The sequence below is a fragment of the Streptomyces sp. NPDC004752 genome, assembly GCF_053601275.1.
The window spans coordinates 13113-28189 of the sequence record NZ_JBSGBN010000129.1 but is presented as its reverse complement, the minus strand read 5'-3'; the positions used below and the strand labels follow the sequence as shown (position 1 = coordinate 28189).

Annotated in this window: 13 protein-coding genes; 11 read left to right on the top strand and 2 right to left on the bottom strand. The window is 68.9% G+C overall.

Annotated features, from left to right (window positions below; translation table 11 throughout):
• Window positions 1-244 precede the first annotated feature (244 nt).
• Window positions 245-1054, bottom strand: coding sequence for a recombinase family protein (locus ACWEKM_RS37065; protein WP_451625676.1), 810 nt, complete (start codon window positions 1052-1054; stop codon window positions 245-247).
• Between the two features lie 363 nt (window positions 1055-1417).
• Here ACWEKM_RS37065 and ACWEKM_RS37060 point away from each other — a divergent pair, with 363 nt between their 5' ends.
• From ACWEKM_RS37060 to ACWEKM_RS37045, 4 genes are all read left to right on the top strand, one after another.
• Window positions 1418-1771, top strand: coding sequence for an effector-associated constant component EACC1 (locus ACWEKM_RS37060; RefSeq protein WP_451625675.1), 354 nt, complete (start codon window positions 1418-1420; stop codon window positions 1769-1771).
• Window positions 1755-3653, top strand: a complete 1899-nt coding sequence (locus tag ACWEKM_RS37055; RefSeq protein ID WP_451625674.1) for a caspase, EACC1-associated type — start codon at window positions 1755-1757, stop codon at window positions 3651-3653. The genes ACWEKM_RS37060 and ACWEKM_RS37055 overlap by 17 nt, the downstream gene beginning before the upstream one ends.
• 620 nt (window positions 3654-4273) lie before the next feature.
• A complete protein-coding gene (locus tag ACWEKM_RS37050) occupies window positions 4274-4657 on the top strand; it encodes a CU044_2847 family protein (RefSeq protein ID WP_451625673.1) in 384 nt (127 codons plus the stop codon).
• Window positions 4658-4662: 5 nt separating this feature from the next.
• Entirely contained in the window at window positions 4663-8952 is a 4290-nt protein-coding gene (locus tag ACWEKM_RS37045) for an nSTAND1 domain-containing NTPase (protein ID WP_451625672.1), read from the top strand.
• Between the two features lie 137 nt (window positions 8953-9089).
• On the opposite strand, the gene ACWEKM_RS37040 is transcribed toward ACWEKM_RS37045, so the two are convergent.
• Window positions 9090-9218, bottom strand: coding sequence for a hypothetical protein (locus tag ACWEKM_RS37040; protein WP_451625671.1), 129 nt, complete (start codon window positions 9216-9218; stop codon window positions 9090-9092).
• Between the two features lie 100 nt (window positions 9219-9318).
• Between ACWEKM_RS37040 and ACWEKM_RS37035 the strand changes: the two genes are divergently transcribed.
• The 7 genes from ACWEKM_RS37035 (at window position 9319) to ACWEKM_RS37005 (ending at window position 15075) form a co-directional block, all read left to right on the top strand.
• Complete coding sequence (locus ACWEKM_RS37035) at window positions 9319-9570, top strand: site-specific integrase (RefSeq protein WP_451625670.1); 252 nt, start codon at window positions 9319-9321, stop codon at window positions 9568-9570.
• Window positions 9571-9662: 92 nt separating this feature from the next.
• Window positions 9663-10628, top strand: coding sequence for a tyrosine-type recombinase/integrase (locus ACWEKM_RS37030; protein WP_451625669.1), 966 nt, complete (start codon window positions 9663-9665; stop codon window positions 10626-10628).
• Window positions 10629-10673: 45 nt separating this feature from the next.
• Window positions 10674-11066 (top strand): SCO5389 family protein, encoded by a 393-nt coding sequence (locus ACWEKM_RS37025; protein WP_451625668.1) that lies wholly within the window; start codon window positions 10674-10676, stop codon window positions 11064-11066.
• Between the two features lie 316 nt (window positions 11067-11382).
• Window positions 11383-12360 (top strand): metal ABC transporter solute-binding protein, Zn/Mn family, encoded by a 978-nt coding sequence (locus tag ACWEKM_RS37020; RefSeq protein WP_451625667.1) that lies wholly within the window; start codon window positions 11383-11385, stop codon window positions 12358-12360.
• 9 nt (window positions 12361-12369) lie between these two features.
• The gene (locus ACWEKM_RS37015) at window positions 12370-13311 is read left to right on the top strand and encodes a metal ABC transporter ATP-binding protein (protein WP_451625666.1); all 942 of its coding nucleotides are present in this window, start codon (window positions 12370-12372) and stop codon (window positions 13309-13311) included.
• Window positions 13298-14209 carry a metal ABC transporter permease gene (locus ACWEKM_RS37010; protein WP_451625665.1) on the top strand — a complete coding sequence of 304 codons (912 nt, stop codon included), beginning with the start codon at window positions 13298-13300 and terminating at the stop codon, window positions 14207-14209. Before ACWEKM_RS37015 ends, ACWEKM_RS37010 begins: the two co-directional genes overlap by 14 nt.
• Window positions 14206-15075, top strand: coding sequence for a metal ABC transporter permease (locus tag ACWEKM_RS37005; protein WP_451625664.1), 870 nt, complete (start codon window positions 14206-14208; stop codon window positions 15073-15075). Before ACWEKM_RS37010 ends, ACWEKM_RS37005 begins: the two co-directional genes overlap by 4 nt.
• Window positions 15076-15077: the final 2 nt, after the last annotated feature.

Genomic DNA, 15077 nt, shown 5'->3' with positions numbered 1-15077 from the left:
AGTGGTGAAGGACCTGCCGAATCAGTGGCAACGGACCCACCGCACTTTCATGCCTGCCTGCCGAAAACGCCGTGGGTTCCCGGTGAAAGCACCTCGGTCACGCTGAACCCACGGCCGACGTGCCGGTAAGAACTCTGTCACCAGCCGCAAACGGCGCGGTGGTCACTCGACGAGGGCGTTGACGCGGTTCTCGTACTCGCGGCGGGCCTTGCGCTGGGCCGGGACCGCCGGGGCGCCCTGGCCGCTATCGAGGGGCTGGCAACGGGCGAGGAGTCGGCGGTGGATCGCGGGGACGGCGGAGACGCGCAGGGTGTAGCCCCTGGCCGCGCCGTACGGTCGCGCCCTGGTCGGGCGCGGCCCGCTCGACGTCGTCCAGCTCGGCGGCGCGGAGGAAGTCGGCGACCTTGCCCGGCATGTCGAGGACGACCGGCAGTTCCGGGGCCGGGGCGCCTGGGTCGGCGGCCGTGTACTCAGGCAGGAGATCGGCGACGGCGGTGCGGATGGCGCCGCGGCTGACGTTGTGTTCGCGGGCGAGCGCGGCGATGGAGCGGCCTTCCAGGTACGCGGTGCGCACGTCGTCGGTCTTGTCGGCCGGGACGGCGGGGCGGCGCCCGCCCTTGTTTCCCTTGGCCTCGGCGGCCCGCAGACCGTCGTAGGTCAGCTCCCGCTGTAGATCCCGCTGGAGTTCGCCGGCAGCGGCGAGGGTCTGCACCATGGTGCGCGGGTGGCGGGCGGTGAGGTCCATGGCGGAGAACGCGCCATCGTGGATGCGCAGGGCGAGGCGGTCGCGGTGCAGCACTTCGAGCACGTCGAGGATGTGCTGATTGCCGCGCACCAGGCGGAACATCTCGGAGATGTGCACGGTGTCGCCGGGCCGCGCGTAGTCGAGCAGCTCGCCGAACTTCGGCCGCTCCAGCGGGTGGAGGCGGCTGGAGGTGCCGGCCTCTTCCTCGAAGACGACCGGGTCCTCGATCCCGACCTCGGCCAGGACGAGGTCCTGCCGGGCGGTCGACTGCTGGTCGGTCGACACCCGCTTGTAGACCAGGTTCGCCACCGGGAGCCCCTTTCTGACGGAGGAACAGAACATACCCGTCGTCAAACCCTGTCATCAATGACCATTGGATCTGATTGGATCGGCGCCGACCTCGGGCCCCGAAAATCCACGGTCCATTGGACGGGCGCGGCGCCTGCCATCATTCGATCGTTTGACGACAGGCGGGCCGCAGTTCGATCCGACCGCCCGTGTCCACCGGGTTGACGGCAGGTTGGCCTGGCCTGGCCGCCGGTGGGAGACGGGGGTGCGCTCGCAAAGCTGCGGCCAGGTGGCGTGGAGCGCTCTGTAATCAAGAGGGACTCGGGCAAAGGAAAGAGGTCAACTTCTCTCCTGAAGGCGATCGCCTTGGAAGAATGAGTGGTCATGGACACATTGATCGGCATCAGTGGTGGGGACGAGGTCGGTGAGCTGGCCTCGCTTGCCAGCTGGTTTAGCGCAGAGCGCGAGTTGCAGGGCACGGTCCGGGTCGTGCGCAGGGACATCGAAGAGACAGATCTCGGTGGTGCGCTTGACGTACTGAGTGTTGCCGTGGGCTCTGGCGGTGTAGGCGTGGCGCTGGCCCAGTCACTGTCCGCGTGGCTGCGTGCGCGGCGTTCGGACATCAAGGTCACTATCACGGCCAACGGCCGCACGATCGAGGTCGATGCCCGTCGCGTCAGCGACCCGGTCAGTCTGATCACTCGGGTGCTGGAAAGCGTCGATGACTCCGAGACCTGATCGAATCAATCGCTCCGGCTCTCGCGCGGTGCTGATCGGGGTCTCCAAATACCAAGACCCATCCTTCCCACCGGTGCCTTCTGCTGAGAAGAGCCTGCGGGGACTCCACCAAATGCTGGTGAACGAGGAGTCGGGCGGCTGGCCCCAGGACCGGGTCACTTGTATACCCGACCCAGTGGATTGTCGCCGCGTGATCAGTGACCTGCGTCACCTTGCTCAGGAGACTTACGGTGTGTTGCTGGTGTACTTCGTCGGCCACGGCACTGTCACCGCGAATGGCGACCTTGTGCTGGCGGTGACCGACACCATCGCTGAGGAAGCGGACGTTACCGGGCTGGAGTACTCCAAGATCCGGAGTGCTTTGCTGGGGAGCCCCGCCAAGGTCAAAGCCGTTGTCCTGGACTGTTGCTACTCCGGTCGTGCCATCGACATCCTTGCTGGGGACGGAAATTTTCTGGCCGACAGCACTGATATACGCGGCACCTATACGCTCACCGCCGCCGACCGCGTCGCTCATGCGGGTCAGGCTGGTGCGTGTACCGCGTTCACCGGAGAACTCCTCGACCTGATCAGTACCGGGATCGCTGGTGGTCCGCCCGTTCTGACCTTCGCTGAGCTATACCCCCACCTGAGGCGCAGGCTGATTGCCAGCAACCTGCCGCATCCCAACCAGCGCGGCACGGACACCGCCGACAAATGCCCCGTGGCCAAGAACGCGTCCATCACGACCCCAAGTGCCGGGCAAGCAACACCGCCAGTCCGCCCCGGAGCACCTGACCGTGCCGCGGACACGGCACCGCCGTCGCAGCACCGGAAGTCGGACGCAGCGGCGGTTGCAGACCTGTCCTCCGAGACCCGGTTGCCCAGCCCAGTCGGCCCTCGGGAAGTCTCCGGGCCGCAGCTCAAGGCTTTGGTTGGAGAAGGTGCCAGCCGGGCGAAGCTGCCTGCGCCCCGCCGTGGTATCCGGCGGCGCGCTCTCGTTCTCGGCACACTCGCGGTTGTCGGTACGGGCGCCGCCACCGCGGCGGTGATGTGGCCGCGCCGCGACGACGGGGGCGACGACGGAAGCGGAGGTAACGCAGGCGCCTCCAAGACGACCAGCAAACTCACTGGCGAGCGCATTGGCACGGTCGTGTTCAGCCCCGACGGCAAGACCATCGCTACCAGCGCCGATACCCTCCGCCTGTGGGATGTGCAGACCAGACGCAGCATCTCCGTGAACGACGGGCAACGCTACGTGCCCATCGCATTCAGCCCCGACGGCAAGACCCTGGCCACCGGCGACGATTCCATGGACCGCGCCGGCGTTCAGTTGAGGGATCCGGCCACCGGTGTCATCACCGCCGACCTCACGAGTGACGGGGTCAGGGGCCTGGCGTTCAGCCCCGACGGCAAGACCCTGGCGGGCGGCGCGGGGTGGGACGACGAGGGGCAGTGCTGGCTGTGGGACGTCACTACCGGCCGCCTCTCCATGACCGTTCTCAAGGAGCCCACGGTCTCCGTGGTCTTCAGCCCCGACGGCAGCACCTTCGCCACCGGGGGTAGGCGCGGCGTTCGCCTGTGGAACTCACGCTCCGGCCGAGCGGTCACCACCTTTACCAGCGAGGCATGTGCCTCGGTTGCTTTCGGCCCTCACGGAAAGACACTCGTTACCGGTGGGGTCGGCGGCGTCCGCGTATGGGACACGAGGACCGGCCGCCTCATCGCCAAGCTCACGGGGAACACAACCAACGCAGTGGCGGTGAGCCCAGACGGCAGAGCCGTCGCGGCCGGAACCTCCGGACAAGGTTTCCCAGGTTTGACCTCGCAGGCGTACGAGAAGCAAGAATACGGCTTCTGGCTGTTGAAGCTCCCGGAAAGCGCCCCCACCCGCACGCCCTGAGCAGCCGCCAGTCGCCGCTTCACCAACTCTGCGCTTCCTGGGACTTGAGCACCGGAAAGGCCTCCTCCGCCACCGGGCGGCATCGCATCGGCGCGACCTCGGCGGCCACCGGGAATCACATCGTGCACGCGCTCAGACCCAGACCAATCGGATCCGGTCCATACCTGCGCTTCCCATGCCGCGCCCTTACGGTCGCGATCCGGCGCCCCGCCGGTGCCAGCGTGTGCAGGCGACTCCGGTCATACGCGCAACCGACTTCGGAAGCTGACATTGAAGTCGTCGCTCACGAGCCCCGACTGTTTCATGAGTGGTTTCAAACTGTCGAGTCGTTTGTAACAACTCATGAAACGTGATTCGCCCTGGACATGTCCGCCGGGTGACGGTGTTTCACAGGTGACACCTATGAAACATCCTTCTGCGCGATGGCCTCCCGGCCAGCCGCACTCTGACACGGAGGTTCATGCGCGACCGCTCTCGATCCCAACGGGGACGGCTTGGCCAGTAAGGCCGGTTCTCATCTGGCGTTGATTGGGAAAGGATTCTGGCTGCGGTGCCGATGAGGTAGTAGTGCAGCGGAACACATGCGGCGGGACGGAAGTTCCGGTCCGAAGGGGGGATCCATGACGTATTTGGTGGAGTTGCCGGTAGGCGTGGTGGGCGGGACGGCGGACGTGGTGAAGGTCGAGATCGAGCAGGTCGGGGAGGGGCTGGTCCAGGTCGCCGGGCCGGGCCGGATCGTGGCACGGGCCACGCGGTCTCTGGGCGACATGCTGGTTGGGGTCCGGCCGGTCGCGCAGCATCTCGTGGAGGGCTTCCGTGGGATAGCTGACGCGCCTGATGAGATCGGTGTCGAGTTCGGGGTGTCGCTTTCCGCCGAGGCCGATGTGGTGATCTCCAGCACGGCGGCTCAGGCCAATTTCAAGGTGTCGCTCACCTGGCACCGGCCACCGTCCGATGATTCGGATTCCACCACACCTGCTTCGTCCCCGGAACCGGCACGGTGATGCCGTTGGCTTCCGGTGCGGCCGGAGGAACCGGTCCGGGGGCTCTTGACACGGCCGTCCTGCGGATCTGTGACGGGCGGGGCGCCTCGGTGGGCCTGGGCTTCCTGGTCACCGCAGAGCGGGCTCTGACCTGCGCGCACGTGGTCTCGGCCGCGCTTGGCCTGCCGGAAGGCGTCGAGCCGGCCGCCGACGCGCTGATCAATGTCGACCTGCCCCTGCTGTCCCCGTCTGGGGGAGACGGGCCGCAGGTCGCGGCTCGTGTGGAGCACTGGGTGCCACCGCGGTCGTCCACCACCGGGGACGTAGCCGTGCTGCGGCTGAGCGCTCCGCTGCCTGGGGGCTGGCCCATCCGGCTGGTCGAGGCTCAGGACGTGTGGGGACACCCCGTGCGGACCTTCGGTTTCCCTGCCGGGCGTCCGGGGGGTGTTTGGCATTCCGGCGTGCTGCGGGCGCGGCAGGCTAACGGATGGGTTCAGGCCGATCTGGCCGCCAACGGCTACCGGATCTCCAGAGGGTTCAGCGGCGGCCCGGTGTGGGACGAGCAACTCGTCGGTGTGATCGGCATGGTGGCGGTGGCCGAGGCCGGAGAGCCTCCGGCGGGCTACCTGATCCCCACCGACGGACTGCTGTCGGCCTGGCCGCCGCTGCGGGAACTCGCGCTGCCGCCCTCGCCGTTCCGTGGACTGTCGCATTTCCAGGAGGCCGATGCACCGGTCTTCCACGGCAGACGGTCCGAGAGCGGCGAGCTCGCCGACCTGGTCGCCCGCGAGCGGTGGACCGCTCTCGTCGGCCCGTCGGGCTCCGGCAAGTCATCGTTGGCCATGGCCGGAGTCGTGCCGCTCCTGCGGGCCTCCGGTGCCTCGGTGCTCGACCTGCGCCCCGATTCCGGCAGCAGCCCCCTGGCCGCGCTCGCCGCCGCGCTGTTGTCGCTGCTGGAGCCCGACCTGTCCGAGACGGACCGGATCCTGCGGATACCCGCCATGACCGGCTGGCTGAAAGAGCCGCAGGGACTGGCCGATGTCGTTCCCTTCCTACTCAGACGGCACGGAAGTCGCCAACTGGTCCTCATCGTCGACCAGTTCGAGGAGCTGCTCCAGCTCGGCCTGGTGGCCACCGACGAGCTGGCCGGTGTCCTGTTCGACGACAGCCTGCCGGGCACGGTCCGGGTGCTGATCACGGTGCGGGCCGACTTCCTGGAGGCGGCCCTCGCACATCCGCGCCTCGGGCCCTTCGTGCGCCGGCAGGTCTACGCTCTCGGGCCGCTGAGCCACGAACAGCTCCGCGACATCATCACCGTGCCCGTCACATCCGTCCCGGGCGTGCGGTACGAACCGCACCTGGCCGACCGCATCCTGGCCGACACCGGCACCGAGCCGGGCGCCCTGCCACTGCTCGGCTTCACCCTCGATTTGCTGTGGCAGAACCAGGCCGGCGGCCTGCTCACGCACCAGGCATATGAGGAACTCGGCGGCATCGCGGGTGCGTTGAGCACACACGCCGACGAGGTCTGGGCGAGAAACGTCCCGGCAAAGGACGAAGTAGCCGCCCGGCGGCTGTTCACCCGGCTGATCCGCATACCTACCGGAACGACGGCGGCCACGCGCCGCATGGCATCGCGCACGGATCTGGGCGAGGACGAGTGGCGCATCGCCCAGCAACTCGCCGCCACCCGACTGCTGGTCACCGCCCTCAGCGCCGAAGGCACCCAGACCGTAGAACTCGCGCACGAGGCACTGATCACTGGCTGGCGCAAGCTGGCGGACTGGGTCACCCAGGACCGTGCGTTCCTGGTGTGGCGGGAGTCCTTGCGGCACGACAGGGACCGCTGGGAGCATGCAGCACGCACCCCCGAACTGCTGCCGACCACGACCCTGCTGGCGGGCAGCCGGCAGTGGCTGCCCGAGCGCGACCGCGACCTGAACACGGCGGAGCACGCCTACCTGGAAGCCGGGCGCGCCTACCGCCGCTCCCGGACCCGCAAGAGTCGGGCACTCGTCTCCGGGACCGCCATCATCGTGGTGCTGGCGCTGGTGTTCGGGACGCTGTTCGTGTCCGCGCGGCAGCAGAGCGAGGAACGCGAGGCCCTTGCCACCTCCCGCGCCCTGACGCAGGCATCGCAGGATGCGGCATCCGTCGACCCCGTCCGCTCGACGATGCTGGCACTGGCGGCCTACCAGACCTCGCCCACCCAGGAGGCTCGCAACCAGCTGCTGCGCACGTATGTGGCGAATTCAGGCAAGGATCGTGTCCTGTCCGGTCTGCTGGGAACCGTCCAGCGGTTCCAGACGAGCCGCGACGGCAATGTGGTGCTGGCCACCTCGAAGCTGGGCAAGGCGATGCTGTTCGTACACGCCGTCACCGGGACCGTGCGCAGCGAGCAGGTCCCCTCCACCGGCCAGGTGCTGTACACGATGGTCTCGGCGGACGGAAAGCGGGCCGGCTATGTCCAGGAGGACGGCAAGGCCTCATGGTTCTCCGTGGATGCCGACGCCGTCCAGCCGGTCGGCCAGGTGCACAAACTGCCGGACGCGCCGGGGGCGGCCACCGGCTCGGACAAGAGCGCCCACTCCTCGATGTCGCTGGACGGCACGATGATCGTCTCAAGGGTGCAGGACCGCCTGGTGTGGTGGAACCTGGACAGCAACACCCTGGGCGGGTCCGTGCCCGCGCCCACGTACACCGCGTTCGACCTGTCGATCGGTGCGGACAACCGGACCCTGCTGGTCCAGGTCGCCGGGCCGGAGAAGCAGCACATCTACGGCCTGATCGCTATCGACACGGCCACGGGCGCGACACGGACCGTCGTTTCCCAGGCAGACGCGTTCGGGCTCTCCGGGGACCGTACCTCGGTGGTGGTCTGCCGCAAGGAGTCCAGCCAAACCGCCCTGAGCCTCCTGCGGATCTCCGACAGCGTTCAGCAGGGGCAGCCGTACCGCGAGCAGGACCAGCGCTACAAGACCGACTTGTGCACCCTCGGCACTGGCGACGTCGATACGACCGGTCACCAGGTCGCCCTCTGGTACGCCGACGCTCGGCGCGTCGTGGACTTGGACCGGGGAAAGGTGGTTTCCCGTGTCCCGGATGACGGGCAGGGGTACGGCTCCCGCCTGGTGTCAGGGGCCGGCGGAAAGCTGTTCAACGCGGAGTCGAGAGGCTCACTGATCAGCTACAGCGAACTCCCTGCAGGCGACCAGATACTCGACGTCGGTAAGGACGCCCTTACCGACGACGGCAGCAGGATGGTCCTCGTGCTGGCCGACGGGTCCAGTCTGCAACTGAGGCCCTCAGGGGCGGACAGCTACCGGATCCTCGCCGAGGCTCCGCGCCCGAAGCCCTACTGGAAGCCCGACGACAGTGATGTACTGGCGTTCAGCCGCGACGGAAGTCTCCTCGCCGACCGTGAGGGCGTGAACGTGGTCTCCGTGCGCGAGGCTTCCACCCTGCGGCAGACGGCCGCGATCACCGCCGCCTCGCCGCCACCGACCCGGGGCGAGGCCACACCCCCGATCCTGGGCGGCAGCAGCACGCCCGCGAAATGGGACTTCAGCTACTTCTTCGACCCCAGCGGGAACCTGCTGACCGTCTCGGGAACCCAGGTGGAGCAGTGGGACCTGCACACCGGCAAACGGCTCGCACACGTCGACATCAAGACCCTGCTACCCCAGAACGGCCCCCAAGGCCCCCCGGAGACACTGATAGGCTCCTATCCGGCCCCGAACAAGGTGTCCGTCATCACCCTGGGCGATCCCGTGATCCGCATCGTCGACGTCACCACCGGCCGCACAACAGACACCGTGAGGACCACCGACGATGTCCTCAGCGTGCAATTCGACCGCAGCGGCCGCTACTTCGCGCTGATGCGCCGCGGATCGGTGGTCGAGCTGTGGCGGCGCGACCCGCTGCGCAGGGAACTCGGCCCCTTCCGCAGCCTCGGCGAAGACGACACCACCCGGTGGACAGCGCGATTCCTTGACGGCGACGGCCGCTACCTCATCGCCGCCAACAACACCGTACGCACCTACCGCATCGGTGAACGCGCCTACCAGGACTCCTATGAGTTCGGCGCTCCGCCCACCAGCGATCTGGAACACCTGTACTGGTTTCTGGACGCCTCGACGGACGGCAAGACATTGCTCTACGCCGACCCGAAAGGCATGGGAGGCACCCTCGCCCTCGACCCCGCCGCGTGGCAGCGCGATCTGTGCCGCATTATCGGTTCCCGCGAGTTCACCGCCGACGAAAGAGCCAGCCTCCCGGTACGCGTGCCGGCGAATCCGGTCTGCCCCGGCCGTTAGGTATGGGGTACCTGTGCGACACCCAACATGGCTGGGGTATCAAGCGGCGGGAGGCCAGGTTGCCAAGCTGTAGCCCCGCGCCCGGCGGGCGGGTCTTGTACCGGGCCCGCCCGGGACCATCGTGGCGCCCCAGCCGTTCACACCCCTGTACAGTCCGTCGGCTCCCCGGCACCGGCTTGGGCATCCCGTGCGGTGCGCGGGCCCGGCACGGTGGGCAGCGTGATGTCGAGGTGCGCGGCCATGTCCAGCTCGAACCGTCCGTACATCTCCTTATCTGGACACCTTCGAGTGACGCCTGAACCAGCGCCGTGGCGATCGAGGTGCTGGGTTCGCTGGGCCACCTGAGTGCAGGGTCGGGAGGCCGGCGTGCGGGTGGTCAAGGAACGTGATGGCGGTGTCGTACGGCGAGTCCGGTTGGTCGACGGCGACGGTGAGCCAGTCGTGGCAGCCTGCCGGTTTCTGGATCATCTGGTCGACCGGGGTTTCTCGCCGCACACGATCTGTGCGTACGCGTACGACCTGCGGCGCCTGTTCACCTTCCTTGCTGCTGAGGGCATGGACTGGCGCGAGTTCCGGGGCCCGGATGCCCTGCGGCTGCTGGCGTTCCTGCGGCGGTAGCCCTCGTCCGACAGGTACTTATCAGTTACGTGGAATCACGCCGCGGGGTCCATCCTGTGCCCCGCGGCGTCACCACGAACTGAGGAGACTCATTGGGCATCTCGACGGTGCTGGAGGAGAAGTGGCCGGTCTTCGGTCGGCACGAGCAGGCAGCCGAGTGGCTGCAGGTCTGGACAGATCTGGGCCGCGCCCCGCGCACGATCGACGCGTACGCTCGCGGTCTGGCGGAGTACTTGCAGGTGTGCGAGCGGGAGGACGTCGACCCGGTGGCCGCGAGCCGCGTGCACGTCGCCGTGTTCGTACGCGAGCTCACCACCCGGCCCAACCGCCGGGGCCCGAACGTGCTGGCCATCGACTCCGGCGCCGGGCTGGCGAACGCCACGCTGCAGCAGCGGCTGGTGCCGGTCCGGCTGTTCTACGACTTCCTCATCGAGGAGGGGCTGCGCGAGTCGAACCCGGTGGGACGCGGCCGCTACACGCCCGGTCGCCGGTTCGGCGGCCACCAACGCGGCCTGGTGCCCCGCCTGACCAAGCTGCCGTGGATACCCGGGGAACAGCAGTGGCTGCATGTGCTGTCCGCCTTCCGGGACGAGCCGATACGCAACCGCGTGATGCTCGCGCTCGCCTACGACGCCGCCCTGCGGCGCGAAGAACTGTGTTCCCTGCGGACCGACGACCTGGACCCGGCCCGCCGAATGCTGCGGATCCGGGCGGAGACGACGAAGAACCGGCTGGAGCGCGTGGTGTCGTACTCTGCGGCCACGGGTGCCCTACTCTCCTGCTACCTCGCGCACTTCGCGCAGTCCTCCTACGTACGTGCCCAGGAACAGGGCCGCGCTCACGGCGAGCTGGAGCCGCACAACACCGACACCCTGAACCTGCTGCGCGGGGCCGTGGACACCCGCCCCAAGGACTGGGCGGCCTTCCAGAAGCACACCGTGGAGTTCCACCTGCGCAACGCCGCCGCCTGGGCCAACGAGGCCACCGGCCAGGACCTCGCCGCCCAGGTCGACCTGGACTTCCAGCACGGCCCCGCAGCCCTGACCGTCTTCGCCTGACCCCATCCCCTCCACCAAAAGAACCACAGAACAGGACAGCCCTTCATGTCACTCGACGTCTCCCCGCAGCTGCTCGCCGAAGCCGAGAACGGCGAGGTGCGGGAGCAGGACTTCGTGGAAACGGTGCGCACCTCCCTGCCGTACGCCTACGACCTCATCGCCCGCCTCGCGGAGGAACTGCGATCCGGCACGGCGGAGTTCGCCGACAACCAGACCCCGCCGCCCTCCGAGAAGGAGCGCGGCCAGCTGCTGCGCGCCCTGTCCAGTGACGCGATCCGGGGCAGCCTGGAACGCCATTTCGGCATCGCCCTCGCCTTCCAGAACTGCCACCGCGTCGCCGCCTTCCACCCCGAGGCACGCGGCGGCGAGACCCACGCCCGCTTCACCTCCCTGCGGGCGCAGATCCTCAACCAGTCGCCGGAGTTCCGCGACTGCTGAACCACTGCCGGTCGCGACCGCCGGCTGCCGGAACCGGCGTTCGGCAATCAGGCCGGCCGGCCACTTCGTCCCCTCGGCGGCCGTCGCCCACCAGGACACCCGGTCCTCGTGAGCGACGGCCGCCAGTGCTTGTCCCGGCGGCATCCGCCGCACTCCCTGCTTGCGCAGCCCCCGAGCAGTCGTGCGCCCGGTCAAAAGATGGCAACGGTTTTCATCTGCCATTGATCTGAAAATCATTTCCATCTAGCGTCGAAGGTGTCACCACACGGCCGGCGCGTGTCCGCTGCGCGCCCGGTATCGCCCGAAGGAGCTCCGCATGCCCACCGCCCCCGCCTCCCGTTCCGCCCGGCCGCCCGTGAGGATCGCACTGGTCACCGCGACGGCCGCCCTGATGGCCGTGACGGCGACCGCCTGCTCGACCTCCTCCTCGCACACCAGCGACTCCGCCGCGACCGGCAACGGCGGCGGCTCGGGCAGGACGATCCAGGTGGTGGCGGCTGAGAACTTCTGGGGCAGCATCGCCTCCCAGCTCGGCGGCAGCCACGTGAAGGTGACCAGCATCATCAACAACCCGGACGCCGACCCGCACGACTACGAGCCGACCGCTGCCGACGCCCGCACCGTGGCCGGCGCCCAGTACACGATCGTCAACGGCATCGGCTACGACGTCTGGGCCGACAAGCTGCTGGCCGCCAACCCCGGCAGCGGACGCACCCAGCTCAAGATCGGCGACCTGGTCGGCATCAAGCCGGGCGGCAACCCGCACCGCTGGTACTCCCCGGACAACGTCCACCAGGTCATCGAGAAGATCACCGCCGACTACAAGAAGATCGACCCTGCCGACGCGGCCTACTTCGACCAGCAGAAGAAGACCTTCGAGACGAAGACGCTCGGCGATTACAACAAGGTCATCGCCGACATCAAGGCGAAGTACGCGGGCACCCCGATCGGTGCTTCCGAGTCCATCGTCACGCCGCTCGCCGAGGGCCTGGGGCTGAAGATGCTCACCCCGGAGACGTTCCTGGACGCCATGAGCGAGGGCTCCGACCCCACGGCCAAGGACAAGGCCACCATCGACCGGCAGATCAAGAACAAGAAGATCAAGATCTACGTCTACAACTCCCAGAACTCCACACCGGACGTGCAGGCGCAGGTCAAGGAGGCCAAGGCCCAGGGCATCCCGGTCGCCACCGTCACCGAGACCCTCACACCCGCCGGGGCCACCTTCCAGCAGTGGCAGACCACCCAGCTGCAGGGCATCGAGCGGGCCCTGGCCAAGGCCACCGGGAAGTGAACTGAAGCCATGAACCCGATAGCGAAGGCCCGCGAAGCCGTCACCCACACCAGCGGCCACGCCGTCCCCGGCCGCCGAGGCGGGGGTCACGACACGGCCGCAGGAGCAGGAAGCGATCCGGTGGTCGCCCTGCGCGGGGCCGCCGTGCGGGTCGGCGGCTCGACGCTGTGGTCGGGTGTGGACCTTCGCATCGGGGCCGGCGAGTTCACCGCCGTGCTCGGCCCCAACGGCGTCGGCAAGTCCACCATGATCAAGGTTCTGCTGGGTGCCCTGCCCGCGGCGGCCGGCGAGGTTCGGGTGCTCGGCGCCCGGCCCGGGCAGGCCAACGAGCACATCGGCTACCTGCCGCAGCGGCGCAGCTTCGACGCGTCCTTGCGCATCCGCGGCATCGATGTGGTGCGCATGGGCCTGGACGGTGACCGGTGGGGGGTGCCGCTGCCGATCCCGAGCGCGCGGCGACGGGCCGCCCGTGCGCGAGTGGACGAGGTGATCGAGCTGGTCGGAGCATCGGCGTACGCACACCGGCCCATCGGGCAGTGTTCCGGCGGCGAGCAGCAGCGCCTACTGATCGCCCAGGCACTGGTCCGCCAGCCCGAACTGCTCCTGCTCGACGAGCCGTTGGACAGCCTCGACCTGCCCAACCAGAGCGCCGTCGCAGCGCTGATCGGGCGCATCTGCCATCACGAGGGCGTCTCCGTGGTCATGGTCGCCCATGACGTGAACCCGATACTCCACCAGCTGGACCGGGTGGTGTACCTGGCCGAGGGCGGCGCCGCCGCAGGCACACCGACCGAGGTCATCACCTCCGAGACGCTGACCCGGCTGTACGGCACTCCGGTCGAGGTGCTGCGGACCTCGGACGGGCGGCTGGTCGTGGTGGGCCAGCCGGAGGCACCGGCCGTGCACACCGACCGGCACGACACCCCGGGGAGCGGTCATGCTGCTGGCTGAGACAGGGGCACCAACCTGGTCGTGGAACCTCCTGACCGACTTCCAGGACATGTGGTCCTACCCCTTCATGGTCAACGCGTTCCGCGCCGGCGCGGTCGTGGCCGTGGTCTCCGCGGTCGTGGGGTGGTTCGTGGTGCTGCGGCGCCAGACGTTCGCCGGGCACACCGTCTCCGCCGTCGCCTTCCCCGGCGCTGCCGGAGCGCTCCTGCTCGGGTTCAGCGCGGTCTACGGCTACTTCATGCTGTGTGTGGCTGCTGCGCTGGTCATCGCGGCCCTGCGGGGCGGCGGTGAGCACGAGGAGTCGGCGCTGACCGGGACCGTGCAGGCGTTCCTGCTCGCGTCCGGGTTCCTGTTCACCGCCCTGTACAGAGGGCTGCTGGAGGGGCCGCAGACCATCCTCTTCGGCACCTTCCTGGGGATCACCTCCTCCCAGGTGACCGTGCTGACGGTGGTCGGTGCGGTGGTGCTCGCGGTGCTGGCGCTGATCGGGCGGCCGCTGCTGTTCGCGTCCGTCGACCCGCAGGTCGCCGGCGGGCGCGGGGTGCCGGTTCGCGCCCTGTCGGTTGTCTTCCTCGTCCTGCTCGGTGCGGCCACCGCCGAGGCGAGCCAGATCACCGGGACCCTCCTGGTCTTCGCCCTCATGGTGATTCCAGCCGCCACCGCGCAAGTCCTCACCGCCCGCCCGGCGTTGAGTCTCGCCCTGGCCGTCCTGCTGGCCTTCGCCGCGACCTGGCTGGGGCTGACCGCCGCCTACTACTGGCCCTACCCGCTGGGCTTCTTCGTGACGACCATCGCCTTCGCCGGATACCTGCTCGCGCTGGGCCGGCGCTCGCTGCGCGAGGTACTCGGTCGCACCCGGGCCGGGGCCGCACCCTCTGCCAAGGAGGTGGTCGCATGACCGTGCTGCTCGCCGCGTCCGCGCTGTCCCACCCGTTCTTCCTGCACGCCTTCCTCGCCGGTACCGCCATCGCCGCCGCCTGCGGACTGGTCGGGTACTTCCTGGTGCTGCGGGCCCAGGTCTTCACCGGCGACGCGCTCAGTCATGTCGCCTTCACCGGTGCGATGGCCGCTCTCGCCTTCGGCGCCGACCTTCGCCTCGGGCTGTTCGCCGCCACCATCGCCATGGCGCTGCTCTTCGGCACCCTCGGCCGCAAGGCGCGACCCGACGACGTGGTCATCGGGAGCGTCTTCTCCTGGATCCTGGGCCTGGGCGCCTTCTTCATCACCCTCTACACCACCTCGCGCAGCACCACCAACGGCACCGCCGGCATCAGCGTCCTGTTCGGCTCCATCTTCGGCATCTCCTCCAGCAGCGCGGCCGTCGCCGCCCTGGTGGCCGCAGGAGTCGGCCTGCTGGTGGTCCTCATCGCCCGGCCGCTGCTGTTCGCCACGCTCGACGAGGCCGTGGCCGCCGCCCGCGGGGTACCGGTCCGGCTACTCGGCTACGGCTTCCTCGCCCTGGCCGGAATCAGCGCCGCCGAGGCTACCCAGGCGGTCGGCTCCCTGCTCCTGCTCGGCCTGCTCGCCGCCCCCGCAGGCGCCGCGATCCGCCTCACCGACCGCCCCTACCGGGCACTCGCCCTCTCCGCAGTGCTGGCGGTGCTGGAGATGTGGGCGGGGTTGTTCGCCTCCTACGCGGTGCCGAAGATGCCGCCGAGCTTCGCCATCATGGCCGCCGCCACGGCCGTCTACACCGCCACCTTCCTGATACGACGCCCGGTCCCCGGTCCTCGTACGCGAACCGCCGTCCTCGCCGGCACATGAGC